Here is an 18338-nt window from a genome sequence, read left to right on the forward strand (position 1 = left end):
GAGGAACAGCCATGTGTGTAGGCTTACCAGCAAAGATCGTAACCATGAAAGACGGAATGGCAGTGGTGGACGCGTCCGGCGCCAGGAGAGAGATTTCCACGGAGCTGCTTGAAAATGTGGAGCCGGGCGACTATGTGATGGTTCACGCAGGGATCGCTATCGCGAAGATTCAGGAGGACGAAGAAGAAGAAGCCGATGAGATCCTGGAGGAGCTGCTGTAAGTTTTTTAAAGAAATGCCATAAAGAATTTGAAGAGATTTTGGAGGAGCTGTTATGAAAGATACATTAAAGACAGCCAGAGAGATAATTGAGAACTATGACGGGCCGCCGGTGCGGATCATGGAGGTCTGCGGCACCCATACCCACGAGATTTTCCGGCTGGGCATCCGGAAATTGCTGCCGGAGCAGGTAAACCTGATTTCCGGTCCGGGCTGCCCGGTCTGTGTGACGCCGGCGGATTTCATTGATGAGGCGGTGTGGCTGGCACTGGAAAAACAGGTGACCATCTGTACCTTCGGGGATCTGGTCCGGGTGCCGGGCAGCGAAAAAAGTCTGGCGGCGGCGAGAGCGGAGGGCGGAAAGATCCAGGTGGTATATTCACCGACGGATGCATTCCAGTATGCAAAAGAACACCAGGACGAGCAGGTGGTCTTTTTGTCTGTGGGCTTTGAGACCACCACGCCGGCTTCCTGCCTGTCCGTGAAGATGGCGTCAGAGGCGGGACTTGATAATTATTCCCTGCTGACTGCCAACAAAACTATGCCGCAGGCGTACAAGGCTTTAAAAGGCAGCGCCGATGTATTTCTTTATCCGGGCCACGTCAACGCCATCATGGGAACGAAGCTCTGTGAGGATTTGGCCGGGGAAGGCATCAGCGGCGTAGTGGCTGGCTTCGGGGCCAAAGAGATTCTGGCAGCCTTTGCCGTGATTCTGAAAAAATTCCCGGAGGGGAAGCCGTTTTTTGCCAATGCATATAAGAGAGTGGTGACAGCCCAGGGTAGCCTGCCGGCCAGGAAACTCATGGACGAGTGGATGGAAGCCTGCGATTCCGAGTGGAGAGGGCTTGGCATGATTCCGCAGTCCGGTCTGAAACTGAGGGAGAAATATCAGAACTTTGACGCCAGGATAAAATACAGCGTTCCGAAGATGGAAGGACGGAGTAATCCGGCCTGCCGCTGCGGGGAAGTGCTGCAGGGGAAATGTACACCGACCCAGTGTCCGCTGTTTGGAAAAGGCTGTACGCCGCTGCATCCGGTGGGCGCCTGCATGGTATCCGGCGAGGGAGCCTGCTCTGCTTTTTATCAGTACGGAGAGAATCAGGATTTGTAAAGATGGTAACAGCTATCTGCTCAGACAGACAATGACGTAAGGGCACATACGGATTCGCCCGTCTCGGCCCTCCGTCGGACTGACCAGGGGTATCCTTGCGAGATATCTTTCCCAGTCCTCCCTCACAGCTCGCGGTCGAAAGCCGTATGTGTCCAAAACGTCATCTGCCTGTTGAAAAGCCTTTGTTCCATCTTTACAAACATCCTGTGCTACGTTGGCGAAACAGCAGGCTATGGCTACAGACGAATAGCGGATACCAAAATTTACAGTCGTGTCTGTCTGGCATGAACCAGCAGAGGAAGCCGCATAGGCAGCTCTTGTATCAGTTTGAACCAGGTATTTTTGTTATCATCGATGAACCGTTTAACAGTCAAAAACTGTCACAATCTGTTGTTTCGCCAAGGTAGCCAGGATTCTTGTAAATCTCTATGCACACAGACTGCATTTGGAGAAGACAAGCCATTGATAAGGTTTGACGACGACTGTGAGCGCAGGCGTCCGATGATTTTGATATACAGCTATAGACAAGTACCAGCCTGCCGAAGTGGAGGAGGAGAACTTTTATCAATGCCTTGTCTTCGGTAAAGCAGCCTCCTGTATGCTGCACAGAGATTTACAAATCCCAAAATATAAATAAGGAGAAAGATTATGAATGAAACAGTAACTCTGGCTCACGGAGCCGGCGGCAGGCAGACCGCCGAGCTGATTGATAAAGTATTTAAAGAACATTTTGCCAATCCGGATCTGACCAGCGATGATGCGGCAGTACTTTCGGTGGAAGCAGGAAAACTTGCCTTTACCACCGACGGGTTTATCGTATCGCCGTCGGAATTTCCGGGAGGCAACATCGGAAAACTCAGCATCTGCGGCACGGTCAACGACCTGGCCTGCATGGGAGCGAAACCACTTTATCTTTCCTGTGCTTTTGTCATTGAGGAAGGATTCCCTATGGAAAAACTGGAAAAAATCGCCGCTGCCATGGAAACGACGGCCAAAGAAGCCGGCGTGAAGATCGTGGCAGGAGATACGAAGGTAGCCGGGCGGGGACAGGTGGATGGCGTCTTTATCACAACCACTGGTATCGGACAGGTGCAGGACGGCGTGGAGACTTCCGGCAAGAAGGCGGAGCCGGGCGACGCGGTGATCGTCAGCGGAGACATCGGCCGCCATGGCTGTACGATTTTGCTGGAGAGAGAAGAGTTCGGCATTGCCGCCGATGTGACCAGCGACTGCGCGCCGCTTTGGGGAGCTGTGGAGGATATGCTTTCTGTGACAAAAGATATCCACGTGATCCGGGACGCCACCCGGGGCGGCGTCGGCACGGTGCTGTATGAGATCGCGGGACAGAGTCAGGTGGGTATCCGCCTGAACGCGAAAAAGATCCCGGTGCAGCCTGGCGTAAAGGGAGTCTGCGGCATGCTCGGTCTGGAGCCGCTCTATCTGGCCTGTGAGGGCCGGCTGGTGATCTTTGCGCCAAAAGAGCAGGCGGAAGCCATCGTGGAGAAGCTTCGCCAGGGAAAATACACCAAAGATGCCGCCATTATCGGAGAGGTGACCGAAGAAATGCCGGGCCGGGTGGTTATGACCACGGAAATCGGAGCCGAGACGCTGCTGCCGCAGCCGAGAGGCGAGCTGCTTCCAAGAATCTGTTAAGAAAGGATGTGACCGGTCATGGAGGCGGAAACACGAATTGCCGTTTTGTCCATCATCGTGGAAAATACAGATACAACGGCAGAACTCAATGACATCATACATGAATATGCCGAATATATGGTGGGCCGTATGGGAATTCCCTACCGGGCCAGGGGTATTAATATCATAAGTCTTGTGGTGGACGCTCCGCAGAATGTGATCAGTACCCTGTCCGGCCGCATCGGACGGCTTTCCGGAGTAACCTCCAAGGTGGCTTACGCGAAAGTGTGAGAAATCTGAAAAACGGTCAGTGCGCTGAATGGTGAAGCTGTCGGCGTGCTGCTTTATAAAATGAGAAATGTTGCGAGGAGAAATGCGATGATTAAGATAGCAGTATACGGAAAGGGCGGCATTGGCAAATCGACCACCATCTCCAATGTGGCGGTGGCCATGGCGGAGCAGGGACTGACGGTGATGCAGATCGGATGTGATCCGAAGGCGGATTCCACGGTGCTTTTGCGGCACGGCGCGCCCATGGAGACTGTCCTTGATCTGGTAAGAGACAGGAAAAATGATTTTACATTAGAAGATATGGTCATGGAAGGATACCGGGGTGTCCTCTGCGTGGAGGCCGGAGGGCCGGCGCCGGGCATGGGATGCGCCGGCCGGGGCATCATCGCGGCCCTGGAGAAGCTGAAAGAAAAAGGGGCCTATGAGACCTACCAGCCGGATGTGGTGATCTACGATGTGCTGGGTGATGTGGTCTGCGGCGGATTTTCCATGCCCATGCGGGGCGGCTACGCCGACCAGGTCTTCGTGCTGACTTCCGGAGAAAATATGGCCATCCACGCGGCAGCCAATATTGCCATGGCGGTGGAGAACTTTAAAAACCGCGGTTACGCGAAGCTGGGCGGCCTGATCTTAAACCGAAGAAATGTAAAGCATGAGGAAGAGAAGGTACAGGAACTCTGCGGGGATATCCACAGCCGGGTGATCGGGACGCTGAACCGCAGCGAGACCGTCACAGATGCCGAGGAGCAGGCTATGACGGTGCTGGAGGCACAGCCGGACAGTGAGATGGCGCAGGAATACCGCCGGCTGGCAGAGCAGATCCTTGCAGTCTGCCGGGAAGCGGATGAACAGAAATAGATTTCAGGGAGAAGAAAAATGCTTAATATGATACATGGAAACCGGGAGGCCCTGGAGCGCCGGGAAGCATGGGAATGTCCGGAGCCTTCCGTCACAGAAAAGGAAATTGTCTCCATGAAAGACGCCGCCTGGCCGTCTCCGTTCCTGCCGGGACTGGAATATAACAGCCCGGCCCACGGCACATGGAATATCGTGCATACGGGAATGCTCATCCCGGGCTCCCATCAGATTTATGTCTGCGCGGCCAACTGCAACCGGGGTGTGGTTCTCACGGCAGCGGAAATGGGAGCGGTGGATCGTTTTTCCACCATTGCCCTCTGTGAGGAAGATCTCACCGACGGCAGAATGGAAGAGCTGGTCATCGACGGGGTATCGGAGATTTTGCATAAATTAAAACGGAAACCGACGGTGGTTCTGCTGTTTACCGTCTGTCTGCATCATTTTATGGGCTGCGATATCCCGTATATTTACCGGGCGCTCAGAGAGCGGTTCCCAGAACAGCGGTTTCTGGAATGTTACATGGATCCGATCATGCAGAAAGGCGGCATGACGCCGGACCAGAAACTGCGGATGGCCATGTATGACTGCCTGGAAGAGAGGGAGAAAAATCCACGCCAGATCAACATTGTGGGAAATGATCTGGCGCTGCAGCCGGACTGTGAGATGTTTGCGCTGCTTAAGGCCGGTGGATATACGGTAAAAGATATCACGGCCTGTGAGACTTTTGAAGAATATCTCTCCATGGCGGAGAGCTTTTTAAATATCGTCACGTACCCGGCGGCCAGGGCAGGAGGGGAGAAGCTCTCGGAACGTCTGGGGATGAAGTTCCTTTATTTACCACAGACCTTTGATTACCGGGAGATAGACCGGGAGCTGGCTCTGCTGGCTGAGACTCTGGGTCTTGCCGCGTCGGACACGACGTCCCTGAGGGAAAAATGCGAGGCGAAGCTGGAGGAGACGAGAGCACTCCTTGACGGTATGCCGGTGGCGGTGGACGCGGCGGCAGCGCCGAGGGTATTGGGTCTTGCCCGGCTCCTTTTGTCCCACGGTTTTTCGGTGATCCGCATTTATGCGGACAGTTTTTCCCCGGAGGAAAAAGACGACTGGCAGTGGCTGAAAGACCATGCGCCGGAGGTGGAGGTATGTGCGACCATCCACGCCGGCATGCGGGTCCTGCCCCGGCGTCCGGAGCGGGTGCTTGCCATTGGACAGAAAGCGGCCTACTTCCATCAGACCGGGCACTTTGTCAACATGGTGGAAGGTGGCGGGCTGTACGGCTACGCCGGCATTCTGGAGCTCTGTGAGCGCATCCGGGATGCGTTTTATCATACCAGGGACACAAAAGACCTGATAGTACGAAAAGGATTGGGGTGTATGAGCTGCATATGAAACAGGTATCAGTAATCCTATCAACTTACACGGCGGACGTCTCCGGCGTCTGCTCAGCCCTCTATGAGCTGGGCGGCATGGTGGTCATTCATGATCCTTCCGGATGCAATTCCACCTACAATACCCATGATGAACCCCGCTGGTATGACCAGGACAGTCTGGTCTTTATCTCCGGCCTGTCGGAAATCGACGCCATCATGGGAAACGATGAGAAATTTATGGATGATATCGTCCGGGCGGCGAAAGAATTATCGCCGCGGTTTATCGCCCTGGTCCGCACGCCGGTTCCCATGATGATCGGGACGGACTTTGAGGCGATACGGGATATCATTGCCCGGGAGACCGGGCTTCCGGTATTTTACTTTGCCACCAACGGCATGCACTCCTATGTGCAGGGCGCGGGAATGGCCATGAAGACAATCGCGGAAGAAATGGTGGCGGAGCCGCCGGAGAAGATGCCGGCCGGCAAAATAGCAGCGCCGCCGGCTTCGATGAAGATCAATCTGCTGGGCGTGACGCCGCTGGACTTTTCTGTCAACAGCACCCTCTCGTCCATGCAGGCGTTTTTTGAACACCGCGGCTGCAGGATCATCAGCACCTTCGCCATGGGAAGCAGCCCGGAGGCAGTCAGCCGCGCGGGAGAAGCAGATGTCAATGTGGTAGTTTCTTCGGTAGGCCTTCCTGCGGCAAAGGTGCTTTATGAGCGCTTTGGCACGCCTTATGTGGCCGGAATGCCGGTGGAACCGTTTGCCGATGAGCTGCTTTCTTCCATGAAAGCGGCGAGGCGGGACGGCCGGTGCCGGGTGGCTTACCGGGCGTCCCGGGACGAAGCGGATGCGGCCGGTGGCGATCCGGAGAGTGTCGCTGCTGCCGGCACATCTGCAGTCCGGCAGCCGGCAGAAATAAAAAGTCCGGAAGAAGCTGCGGTTTACCTGATCGGAGAAGCCGTTATCACGCAGTCTCTGGCCCGGGCGGTCAGCGAGAGCAGCGGTTGTAAGACACGGGTGATCTGCCCCCTGGAAACAGAAGAGGAGCTGATGGATCCGGAGAGCTGCCTTCGGCTGGAAAGTGAGGAGGAGATCGCCGTGGCCCTTCGCGGGGCGGCGGGGATCATCGCCGATCCCATGTACCGGCCCATCTGCCCGGAAGGGGTGCCTTTTTATCCTCTGCCGCATGAGGCATTTTCGGGAAGAATTTACCGGAAAGACATTCCGGATCTTTGCAGCGTACGGTTTCTCACCGGCTGGATGGAGGAAAACGGTTTGACGGAAGGCCGGTTTTCCAGGACAGAGATGCTGTTGGGAAGCGAGGCCATGGACAAGTTGAAAAAAGCCCGGGTGGCGGTCTTTGGCGTCGGCGGCGTCGGCGGATACGTGGTGGAAGCGCTGGCAAGAAGCGGCGTGGGAGCCTTTGTTCTTATTGACAAAGACAGGGTCAGCCGTTCTAATTTAAACAGACAGATCATTGCCACGGAAGATACCATCGGGCGGCTGAAAGTGGATGTGATGCGGGAAAGGATCCGGTCTATTAATCCGGACGCTGAAGTGGAGGTACACCCTTGTTTCTATCTGCCGGAAAAGGCTGAAGATTTTGATTTTGCCTCCTACTCCTACGTGGTGGACGCCATAGATACGGTGACGGCCAAGATTGATATTGCTGTGCAGGCCCGGAAAGCGGGAGTGCCGGTCATCAGCTGTATGGGCGCCGGTAATAAGCTGGATCCGACCCGGTTTGAGGTGGCGGATATTTACAAAACCTCTGTCTGTCCACTGGCCAGGGTCATGCGCCGGGAACTGAAGAAACGGAACGTGAAAAAGCTGAAAGTGGTTTATTCCCGGGAAGAGGCCATCAAGACCGGCTCCCGTATGCCGGGAAGCGTCGCTTTTGTGCCGTCTGCGGCGGGACTTGTCGCCGCCGGGGAGGTCATCCGGGATCTCATTGACGGCAAACAGGACATTCAGGAGAAATGAGGATGATCATATGGATATTGTCAGCCGGTTTTTAAAAGAGAGGACCTTATCAGAAGAAGAATTTGTTCTGCTGCTGCAGCAGTCCGGAGATGCTGCCGTGCGGGAAACACTGCGCCGGGAGGCTCTCGCTCTCTGCCGGAACTATTATGGCAATCAGGTTTACATCCGGGGCCTTATCGAGTTCACCAATTATTGTAAGAATAACTGTTATTACTGTGGCATCCGCCGGGATAATCCTCATGTGCGCAGATACCGTCTGAGCACGGAAGAGATCCTTTCCTGCTGCAGGGAGGGATATGGCCTTGGATACAGGACCTTTGTGCTGCAGGGCGGGGAAGATCCGTATTTTACCGATGAAAGGATGACGGAGCTGATCCGGCAGATCAGGGAAGAGTATCCGGATTGTGCCATTACTCTGTCCATCGGGGAACGGGAAAAGGACAGCTACCGGAAATTCCGGGAAGCCGGAGCAGACAGGTATCTGCTCCGCCATGAGACGGCCGATGCGGCTCATTACCGCAGTCTGCATCCGGAGGGGATGAATTTTTCCCACCGGATTCAGTGCCTGTATGATCTGAAAGAGCTGGGCTATCAGGTGGGTGCGGGATTTATGGTCGGATCCCCGGGACAGAAACTGGAACACATGGCGAAAGACCTGCTGTTTTTGCAAAAACTGCAGCCGGAGATGGTGGGGATCGGTCCCTTTATTCCACACCATGATACCCGCTATGCCAAAGAACAGGCGGGCAGCGTGGAGATGACACTGTTTCTTCTCTCCGTCATCCGGATTCTTCTTCCCAAAGTGCTGCTGCCGGCAACCACAGCTTTGGGTACGATGGATCCTGTCGGACGGGAAAAAGGACTGCTGGCCGGGGCAAATGTCATCATGCCAAATCTGTCTCCGGAGAAAAACCGGAAGGATTACAGTCTTTACGATAATAAGATCTGCACGGGTGAGGAGGCGGCTCAAAGTATTGCCTCCCTCAGAAAAAGAGTGGAGTCTGTGGGATGTCAGGTGGTGACAGACCGGGGAGACGCCGTAAGATAAACAAAAAAGAATGCCAGATACACGAAAAAACAGCTGCTGCGGATATGAGAGGTCAGTCTGAGATCCGGGGAAACAGTTGTGGAGTGTGTCTGGCCTTTTTTGTGGGAAAATTCATTGAGATTTTTCTCTTTCGCAGAAAACCCCGCGGAATTTTTTTATGGCAGCTGTTGTTTGCAGAATCATTACGTATTGCGTTGACACTACTCTTTTACAGGTTGTATAATTTATAAAAAATAATGTTTTTGGGGAGAGAGCATGAGAGAGTTTACAAATAGTCTGGCGGCCCGTGCTGATTTCCTGCTGGCGTTTTTCATTCTGCTGGCGGCGGTGGTGGCGGCGGCCGGACTGATCAGATATATTTTGCGAAAAAATACAGAGAGACGCGGACACGTCACAGAAGCACATCAGTTATATTCTTTTTTGTCTGACAATCCATTTCAGGTGTATGTTCTGGTGCGGGGAAAAGATGCCTTCCCGCTGTTTGTTTCCGATAATGTGGAGCGGATTCTCGGTTTGGATAAAAGCGATATCCTTACGGACGTCTTTGCCATTGCCCGGTGCATGGAGGCGGAGGAATCCGGCAAACTGGAGAAGCTTTACAGGGGATGGGACAGAAAAGAACCTCTGGAAGTGGATTTCCCCTATGTAAACAGAAAAAATCAAAAAAAAGGAGACGCCTTTCTGCGGGTGGATTATTCGGCCGGCACAGATGTTTTTACCATAGTCATAGAAGATATTACCAGGCGGAAGGCGGAAGAAAATAGTCTTAGGGAGAAACTTTCCCATGCGGAGGCAGAGAATGATGCCAAGACAGAGTTCCTCTCGGAGATGTCCCATGAGATCCGCACGCCGATGAATGGGATTTTGGGGCTTTTGGAACTGGCGAAGATGGATCTGTCCAATACGGAGGCATTGAGGGAGTATCTGGATAAGACGCAGAATCTGTCCCGGTTTCTTCTGAATCTGATCAACGACATTCTGGATCTGACACGGATTGAGAGTGGAAAGATTCAGCTGGAACAGGAGAGCTTTGATCTGATCGCCATGGCGCAGAAGCTTCGTGCCATGTTCCAGAAGACCATCCGGGAAAAGAACCTGCATTTTGAACTGCGGGTGGAAGGATTTGATATCCGGTGGGTCACCGGAGATGAGATGCGTCTGAGCCAGGTGATCATCAATTTTCTGTCCAACGCCGTGAAATTTACGGAACCGGGAGGAAGCGTGATCCTCACTTTTCGTCAGATGGAGAAGATTGAGAATCATCTGCGCCTGATGATTCAGGTGAGAGATACCGGAAAGGGCATTGAGCCGGAGTTTCTGACGCACATTTTCCGGCCTTTTGAGCAGGAGAGCAGCATGATCGCCAAAAAATACGGCGGGAGTGGTCTGGGCATGTCCATTGCGGATAATATCATCCGTCTGATGGGCGGGCAGATTGTCATTGACAGCGAGGTGGGCAAAGGCAGTGATTTTACGGTGTTTTTATCGCTGCCGGTGGCAGAGCCGGAGGAGAGCGGCGCGCGGGAAAAAGAGGTCCGAAGCGGCAGAGTGCCGGAGCAGGAAGAAGAATTCTGGTACCTGAAAGGCGCCCATGTGCTGCTGGCGGAAGATAATGATATCAATGCCAGGATCACCATGGCGATTCTGGATAAGGCCGGCGTGCACACTGACCGGGTTCTCACAGGACTGCAGGCGGTGGAAACTTTCACAGCCAGCGAGGAAGGTTTTTACGATGTGATCCTCATGGATATCCAGATGCCGGAGATGGACGGATGGGAAGCGACAAAACAGATACGGAAGCTGCCCCGGAAGGATGCCCGGTTTATTCCGATTTATGCGCTTTCCGCCAATTCCTATGTGGAGGATAAGAGACATTCCATGGCGGTGGGGATGAATGATCATATCGCCAAACCGATAGATTTTAATGAGCTGAAGAAAAAGATGGGGGCGGCCGTCCGTGACAGCCGCAATGCGTGGAATGCCAGCCGGAAGGTGGGCGTTGAGCACAAAGGATAGTCTGCATGTGGAGTTTTCCACGGCCGCGGGCAGAGGGAGTATGGAGAATGAATAAGATCAAAGAATATTTACAAAAGAAAAAAGGGTTCTGGCCGGCGCTGCTTCTGGTACTTCTGGTGCTACTCCTGTGCCTGGTGGTCGCACTGCGGGCGGGAAAGCTTCAGAATATGTTCAATCCCGACTCCTTTGCACAGCGGGAAGAACAGGATGAGGAATTTGATCCGGAAGGATATGGACTGCAGGAAGATGGCAGGGACCAGGGGGAAGATGACAGCACCGAGGAGAATTCTTTTGAGCAGGGAGAGAATCAGGAAAAAAAGATTCAGAACCTTGATCTGAACGAGCAGTCCGGGGAACAGCAGACGGACAGAAAAGAGGAGGGAAACGAGCAGAGAATCCTCTATGTGGATCAGAAGGTCGGAGAAGGTATGGAACGGCAGACAAAAACCGGGGACAACGAAAATGCCGGCACTCCGGAGAAAACCGGTGAGGACAGCCGGAAAGAAACGCCGGGCGGACAGCAGGAAGAGTCAGATCAGCCGGACCATGCCGCTCCTCAGCCGGGCGGACAGGAACCGGGAAACACGCCGGGGGATTCCGGTGAGGAAGGCGGCAGCGACAGCAGCAGCGACGGAGATGGAGAAAATAACGGTTCTTCCCACCCGGATGGTGGAGAAGAAGGAGGCGCCTGGGTGGCGGAAGAGCTCACAGTTACCTATTACCGCAATCAGGATGCCGTTTCCCTTTATAAGGAGCAGGTGCCATCGGAGTCTTATGTCAGAGGAAATATCACGGTGACATCCCATTGGGTGGAAAAAGGGAATCCATCCAACAAAAAGACAGAGGAGGAGACGGACTTTACTCTGGAGGCCATTCCGGAGGAGTATGCCCACAGACTCACAGATGCCGATGTGAATAAGAGCTTTTCTCTGACTGTCACCTGCCAGGGACTGACCGGCACGGTGACCTGTGTGATCAAAAATGATTATATCCGTTATACAGGGATGCATGTGTCTTACAATTCCTCCCCGATGTATGTGACGGGGGAGACGTTGTTTCAGGGACAGGAGATCAACGATGCGTCCATCAGAAATGCTATCACTCTTGATGTTTACGGAAGAACAGTGCAGGGTGGTCAGGAGGTATATCTTCCCGACGAAAAGAACTATCAGATTGAATTCCCGGAAGAGACCGGCGGCGTGGCAGCTAAAAAAGAAGATGGAAGCCAGTGGACGGCGGATATTTTATACTGCGGTCCCGGCGAGGGATCTTCGGTGGTGCTCCGCGGAACAGACGCCGTCCGATACAGCGTCAGGGATTACAGACTGACTGTCATGTATGATGAGAATACTGTTCTGGATACCATTTATACGGATGACAAAACAGTGGTGTTAAACGGAACTTATGACGGCAGATGTCCGTATAATGAGATGGTGGAGAGATTACAGAAAAACGGAAAATATATGACCAATGCGGACGGATACCTGACAGATCTGTTCTATGGCTGGTCTTCCCGTTATCCGGCAGTGGTGGACAACCGGGAGATTTCTTATACGTTCCGGGAAGGGCAGCATACACAGATCATGTATGCAATTCCCCTGGCTCCGCTTTTATCGGAAGGGTATCTGGTAAAGACAGAAGGGGATGACCAGGTGCTGACCGGCTATGTACCTGACAAAAAAACAGAGCGCCTGGATGTGCCTTACGGAATCACCCGTGTGGATCTTGGAGAAGATTTTCAGATTTCCGAGGAGGCCGGAGGGGTGAAGGTGCTGGCGTTGTCAGCTACGGTAAACAGTGTTAACCTGTCTGCTGCTGGAAAGAAGTTTCCGATGCTGAAAGAATATTCTCTGTTTCCGCTGGGACAAAGCAGTGTGGACAATTCGGAGAAAAATCACATTTTCAGTACAGAAGACGGTCTTCTGTACTCCCGGGATCAATCCATTCTCTGGAAAGTCCCGGCGGATTGTCAGAGCTTTGATATAGAAGAAACGGTAGAGACCATTGCGGAGGGCGCTCTGTCCGATGCGGCGGAAGGAACAAAAGATAATGAGACTCTCGAGATCACCATGCACGGGCAGAATCCTCCGGAGCTTGTCAGATCAGAAACGGCACCGGTATTTGGCGGCAGCGGCTGTCAGGTGCAGGTGGAAGTGCCGGAGACGGAAACCGGCGTGGTGAAAGATCTGATTTATAAAAGATATCTGTCTTCCTGGGGAGCGGTTTTTGACGAGGAACTGGGAGCGGCCGGTGCGGCGTCGGCGTGTATTTCCACGAAAGATCACGCGTCAGACCGGTATGAGAATAACGGCGGAGATGTGTATGCTGTTTCCGGCGGTTCCCGGAGCCTTGCCTTCATTACCAGAGACAGCGGAAACATTTATAATGTGCCGGAAGATGTGGAGGGTATAGAACCCTACGCCTTCGCTGAGCCGGGAGAGGTTCAGTTTGTCAATGTGGGAGAGAATATCGGGCGGCTGGAAAGCTGTAGTTTTGCCACTCTGGAGGGGGAATCCCTGCAGGGCGTTCAGATCAGCGGGGATGAGCCCATAGAGATTGACCGGTATGTGGCCGGAGAACAGGCGCCCCGGGGCATCAGGTTTTATATTTCTCTGGCCCAGAACCAGACGTCCGGATGGGTGAGACGGTTCACCGAGGATTATGGAGCCGAGATGGCGGAGAGTATGCTCACTCTGGCGGAAGGCTCCCTGTTTATTGACGGACAGGGCTGCGCTTATCTGGAACAGGATGACCATGCGCTGACACTCTGCAGTGTGCCGGAAGATCTGGAAGAATATGAAATTCCGTCAGGATATACCCTGAACAATGTGGCGGACGGCGCCTTTGCCTGGTGTCAGAATCTGATTTATCTGGAGCTGCCGGATGTGACCCGGGTGGGAAAACATGCGTTTGACAACTGTACCGGACTGGAGATTCTTGTTTTGAGTCATCCGGATCTGGAAGAAATTCCTGAGGCTTTTGCCGGCTGTGATGCGCTGGAGACGGTTGTTTTGGGAAATGAGGACCTGACGCCGGAACTGCCCCGGCAGACAGAACTGTTGGCGGGCAGCCGGTATTTTGCCCGGGACAGAATGGTATGTGAAACGAAAGACGACGGCGGATGCGCGGTGCGAAATGTACCGACGGACACGGCGGGCAGTGTTTCTCTGCCGGAAAATGTCACGGAGATTGGCCGGAAAGCTTTTGCCGGCTGCAAAACGATAACGGGCATCGCAGCGGCGCAGATGAATCAGATCAGGAAAATAGGAGCGTACGCCTTTTCCGGATGTACAGGACTTGAGGAAGTGCTGATTGGAAAGGCGTGTACTTCTCTTGGAGAAAAAGCCTTTTTTGGCTGCGACGCGCTGAAAACAGTGACATGGCTGGGCGATACCTCCGTGGTGGGGGATGGCGTTTTCGCTGAGAACAGCAGATTGGAAGCGGTTTATTTTGGAGACAACAGCGGTCAGAGCATTGCGACCATCGGCGCTTATACGTTTGAAAATTGCCGGTCGCTCCAGATGGTATATTTCCAGGCAGGAGTCCGGAAAATCGGCGATTCCTGTTTCCGGGGATGTTCCGGTATGCGGACCAGCATTACCCGTGAATATGCCGCCTTCTGTGAATCCATCGGAGCCTATGCCTTTGCAGATTGTTCCCGTTATTCTCAGACGCTTTCTTTTTTCAGCGGATTGCAGGAGATCGGAAGAGGCGCGTTTATGAACTGTACCTATCTGAGTTCCATGTGGATCCCGTCTCAGCTGCGGGAGATTCCGGAAGATTGTTTTGCCGGCTGCCGTTCCATGCGCAGCGTTGTATTCATGGCGGGCGCAGACCTGCGGTCTGTGGGAAGTCATGCCTTTTCCGGCTGTGTTTCTCTGGAGACGCTGACGAATTTGGAATTACTGACGGAACTTACTTCTCTGGGAGAGGGTGTCTTCTCCTCGGAAGAAATGGACGGTCAGACCTATGCCGCCTGCACGGCTCTTACGTGTGCAGATCTCCCATCATCCATACAGCAGATTGGAAGACGGGCGTTTGCGGGATGTACGGCGCTGGAAGAACTGGAAGTGGGCCGTGCGGAAGCGCTGACATCGCTGGGCAGCGGAGCGTTTACGGGTTGTACGTCTCTGAAAAGTGCGGTGCTTTCCGGCACCGGAATCCAGGTTCTGCCGGAAAATGCGTTTGACGGCTGCAGATCTCTGGAGGCATTGCTGCTGCCGGAGAGCCTTGTCTCCATAGAAGCGCGTGCCGTGGCGGATTGCGACAGTCTGTCGGATATGAGTATCTGCCGCCGGGATAAGGTGGTATCGGTGGATGCCAGCGCCCTGGCGGGAACCAAGAACAACGGCCGGCTGGCCATTTATGTACCATATACGGAGAATCACGGACTGCGTAACGCCTACCGGCTGTCTTTGGGCTGGTGGACGGCGCTTCTGAATATTTTTACAGGAGAATCCCCGATCACGATCATTCAGGACCGGGAAATGGGAGAGGAGACGTTTGTGGAAAACGGCGGCCTGTACGCGCGCAAAGCGGATGGCAGTTTCCGGCTGCTGCAGGTGATCACCATGACGGACCGCAGTTTTGCCGTGAAAGAAAATACCACGGAAATCGACGAGGATGCCCTGCGCACCTGTGAGGATCTTGCTATTTTGGAACTGCCGGCTTCTCTGCGGGAATTCCCGGAGGGGACGCTGGAAAACTGCTCCGGTCTGGAAGTGCTCCTGATCCCGGGAAATCTCCGGATGGAGCTGCCGGCTTCTCTGTTTGGAGAGGGAAGAAGAATTTCCTCCTTTGCGCTCTGGGTATCCGAGGGGGACAAAGCCTACTATGAAGAGCAGGGAAATTTCCCTGTACGCTCCTACGGACAGATGGGAGAAGTACAGGGAGGCGTTCTGTACGGCGTTCATGTGTCAGACGGGACAGAGCGGATCCTGCTTGATTATGTGCCGAAGTCCTTTGCAGGAGAGCTGAACATTTTCCTCGGAACGTCGGAAGTGGCGGACGGAGCCGCCGAGGGCTGTGAAAGCCTTACAGTGGTCAACAGTGCCTACACAGTGGAGCGGATCGGCGCGCATGCTTTTGCGGACTGTACCTCGCTGAAAACCGTGGACCTTACCAGCTTTTCCACCACAGCTCTGACAGAAATCGGCGATTACGCCTTTGCCGGCTGCCGTTCTCTGGTGGGAGAGAATACCGGAGAGGGAAAATCCGATCAGATGTTGATTCCGTCCACGGTACAAAGCTATGGAACGGGTATGCTTAAAGACTGCACCTCGCTGACCTCCCTGTCACTGCAGGGGCGGGCGGCGGAGCTGCCGGATGAGTTCTGCAGCGGCTGCCGGAATCTGGAATCGGTATCCCTGGCAAGAACGTTGCTGAATTCCGTGACACGGATTGGCAAAAAAGCGTTTTATCAATGTGAAAAGATCACATCCATAAGCTGGTCCAATATGCCGAATCTGGAGACGGTGGACGACAGCGCTTATGAGGGATGTTCTTCTCTGGTACAGGCTACTTTTGCGGGAAAGATCAAAGCTTTTGGAAGGGCTGTGTTCAGAGACACTGCGCTGGAAATGCTGTCCTTTAACGGAGTCAATCCGCCGAAACTGGGAGAAAATATTTTAAGTCAGGAAGAACAGAACCGGGTGAATGTGTATATCCCGGCCGGCGACGACGGAGAGATTTATCTGCGCTATTATGAAGCGTGGAAGGATACATATCCGACTCTTGTTTCCCGGATGATTTCTCAGGACGGAAATGAGTACCGGGCAGTGAATAACATTTTATACCTGATCCATCCGGGACAGGAAAAAGAAATGACCGCCATTAAAGTGCCGACCAGCGTATCATCCGCGCAGATTTACAATTCCAGCACCCTTTACTGCACGGGTCTCGGGGACGGCAGTTTCAAAGATTGCAGGAATCTGGCCTCTCTGGTGATTCCGAACCGGGTGGAAACCATCGGCAGAGGAGTATTTGAAAACTGTACCCGTCTGGCGAGTATATTCATAGAGGGAGATGTGCTGCAGAGCATCGGCGAAGAGGCGTTTAAAAACTGTACGTCCCTGACGACGCTGGAACTGCCGCAGACCGTCCGCTCTCTGGGCAGCGGTATGCTGGAAGGCTGCAGTTCCTTTGAGACACTGACGGTGCATGGATATTCTCCGTTTGCTCTGGGTGAAACTATTTTTGGAAAAACGGTGGATGATGGCGTGAGAATCCGCGTGCCTTTGGCTTCCTATCAGGATTATCTGGGACAATGGGGCGCGCAGCTGGATGAGGAATACGGCGAGGGTGCCGGAAAGCGCATCCTCATGGCAGTCAGCGAGGACGGCACAGAAAAAATAGAAAACGGTATTCGCTATCTCCGGGTGAATGGACATTGGGAAGAAGCGGAAAATATAACCGCGGATGATAAGCAAAAAGACGGGGAGAACGGGACCGATTGTATGGAAGAAGATATCCCGGAAGAAAACGTTCCGGATCCGGAAGAGACAAAGAAAGATACCGCAGAAGAAAATACTCCGGGCGAAGAAGCGCCGGCGGAAGACGGAAGCGGGGAAGATACGGCAAAAGAGAGTATTCCGGACGAGGAAACGCCGGCGGAAGATGAAGCCGGGGAAGATACGGCAGAAGAAAATACTCCGGAAGGGGAAACGCCGGCAGAAGAGAGTACTCCGGAAGGAGAAGCCCCGGCAGAAGACGAGACGGAGGGAGATACCGCCAAAGAGAGCACGCCGGAAGGGAAAACCCCGGCATCGGACAATGCCGGAAACGGAAGGACAGAAACAAGCCATACCGGAGAGAGTACCGGAAAAATATATAATCAGGACAGGGAAGGGCAGAGACAATGATAGTTGAAAAATCAGGACAGATCATCAGGGAGATAGGAAAGGTGCTGGTCGGCAAGGACGATGTGGTGGAAAAGGTGCTGATGACCATTTATGCGGGCGGACATATCCTGCTGGAAGACGCGCCGGGAGTCGGAAAGACAACCATGGCGCTGGCGTTCTCAAAGGCGCTGGGCCTTGAGTATAAAAGGGTGCAGTTTACGCCGGATACGCTTCCGTCAGATATCATCGGATTCAGTACCTATGACCGGAATACGGGAAAGCTGATCTATCGTTCCGGTGCGGTGATGTGTCATCTGTTTCTGGGAGATGAGATCAACCGTACTTCAGCCAAAACACAGTCGGCACTGCTGGAGGCCATGGAAGAGAGAAATGTGACTGTGGACGGCGTTACCCACCGGCTGCCGCATCCGTTTATCTGTATTGCCACGCAGAATCCACTGGGATTTGCCGGCACGCAGCGGCTGCCGGAATCTCAGCTGGACAGGTTTATGGTCCGGCTGAGTATCGGATATCCGAATACGGAGGAGCAGATTCAGATTTTGCAGCGGAAAATGTACCAGGATCCGCTGGAGGATATGAAAAAGATCATAGACCGTGATGATCTGCTGGAAATCCAGAACTATCTGACATCCATCACGGTAACCGAGGAGATTCTCCGCTACATGACGGTGCTCTGTGAGGCGACCAGAAAACACGAAGGGATTGAATTGGGCGTCAGTCCCCGGGGAGTGATCGCACTTTTGAAAATGTCGAGAGCCTGCGCGATTTTGAGAAGAAGAGATTTTGTGATCCCAGAGGATGTGCAGGAAATCTTTATCGATGTCTGCGCGCACCGTATCGTTTTGAAACCGCAGGCGAAAATTGAGGGGCAGAAGGCGGAAATGATTCTCAAAGATATTTTGCGGGAGGTGGAACCGCCGTCTCTGGGATGGGGAAGGTAGGCGT

Annotated in this window: 11 protein-coding genes and 1 pseudogene; all 12 read left to right on the forward strand. The window is 53.6% G+C overall.

The window, feature by feature from the left end:
• Nucleotides 1–11 precede the first annotated feature (11 nt).
• The 12 genes and pseudogenes from B5E53_RS10265 to B5E53_RS10320 all read left to right on the forward strand — a co-directional run bounded on the left by B5E53_RS10265 (nt 12) and on the right by B5E53_RS10320 (nt 18334).
• Complete coding sequence (locus B5E53_RS10265) at nt 12–221, forward strand: HypC/HybG/HupF family hydrogenase formation chaperone (protein WP_087314692.1); 210 nt, start codon at nt 12–14, stop codon at nt 219–221.
• A 52-nt stretch (nt 222–273) separates the two neighbouring features.
• Nucleotides 274–1329 (forward strand): hydrogenase formation protein HypD, encoded by a 1056-nt coding sequence (gene hypD / locus B5E53_RS10270; RefSeq protein WP_087314694.1) that lies wholly within the window; start codon nt 274–276, stop codon nt 1327–1329.
• Between the two features lie 648 nt (nt 1330–1977).
• Nucleotides 1978–2982, forward strand: coding sequence for a hydrogenase expression/formation protein HypE (hypE, locus tag B5E53_RS10275; protein WP_087314696.1), 1005 nt, complete (start codon nt 1978–1980; stop codon nt 2980–2982).
• 18 nt (nt 2983–3000) lie between these two features.
• Entirely contained in the window at nt 3001–3252 is a 252-nt protein-coding gene (locus B5E53_RS10280) for a TM1266 family iron-only hydrogenase system putative regulator (protein ID WP_087314698.1), read from the forward strand.
• An 87-nt stretch (nt 3253–3339) separates the two neighbouring features.
• A complete protein-coding gene (locus tag B5E53_RS10285; RefSeq protein ID WP_087314700.1) occupies nt 3340–4110 on the forward strand; it encodes a nitrogenase iron protein NifH in 771 nt (256 codons plus the stop codon).
• An 18-nt stretch (nt 4111–4128) separates the two neighbouring features.
• Nucleotides 4129–5499 carry a nitrogenase component 1 gene (locus B5E53_RS10290; RefSeq protein WP_343215630.1) on the forward strand — a complete coding sequence of 457 codons (1371 nt, stop codon included), beginning with the start codon at nt 4129–4131 and terminating at the stop codon, nt 5497–5499.
• A 77-nt stretch (nt 5500–5576) separates the two neighbouring features.
• A pseudogene (locus B5E53_RS20130) lies at nt 5577–6236 on the forward strand (nitrogenase component 1); the annotation flags it as partial.
• A 510-nt stretch (nt 6237–6746) separates the two neighbouring features.
• Nucleotides 6747–7469, forward strand: a complete 723-nt coding sequence (locus tag B5E53_RS10300; protein ID WP_087314739.1) for a tRNA threonylcarbamoyladenosine dehydratase — start codon at nt 6747–6749, stop codon at nt 7467–7469.
• A 10-nt stretch (nt 7470–7479) separates the two neighbouring features.
• Complete coding sequence (gene hydE / locus B5E53_RS10305; protein ID WP_087314702.1) at nt 7480–8517, forward strand: [FeFe] hydrogenase H-cluster radical SAM maturase HydE; 1038 nt, start codon at nt 7480–7482, stop codon at nt 8515–8517.
• A 255-nt stretch (nt 8518–8772) separates the two neighbouring features.
• On the forward strand, nt 8773–10533 hold the full coding sequence (locus B5E53_RS10310; RefSeq protein ID WP_087314704.1) for an ATP-binding protein: 1761 nt from the start codon (nt 8773–8775) through the stop codon (nt 10531–10533).
• 47 nt (nt 10534–10580) lie between these two features.
• On the forward strand, nt 10581–17393 hold the full coding sequence (locus B5E53_RS10315) for a leucine-rich repeat protein (RefSeq protein WP_162611886.1): 6813 nt from the start codon (nt 10581–10583) through the stop codon (nt 17391–17393).
• Nucleotides 17390–18334 carry a MoxR family ATPase gene (locus B5E53_RS10320; protein ID WP_087314708.1) on the forward strand — a complete coding sequence of 315 codons (945 nt, stop codon included), beginning with the start codon at nt 17390–17392 and terminating at the stop codon, nt 18332–18334. Before B5E53_RS10315 ends, B5E53_RS10320 begins: the two co-directional genes overlap by 4 nt.
• Nucleotides 18335–18338: the final 4 nt, after the last annotated feature.

The organism is Eubacterium sp. An11, assembly GCF_002161065.1.
In the GTDB taxonomy this organism is placed as follows: domain Bacteria; phylum Bacillota; class Clostridia; order Lachnospirales; family Lachnospiraceae; genus Anaerobutyricum; species Anaerobutyricum faecale.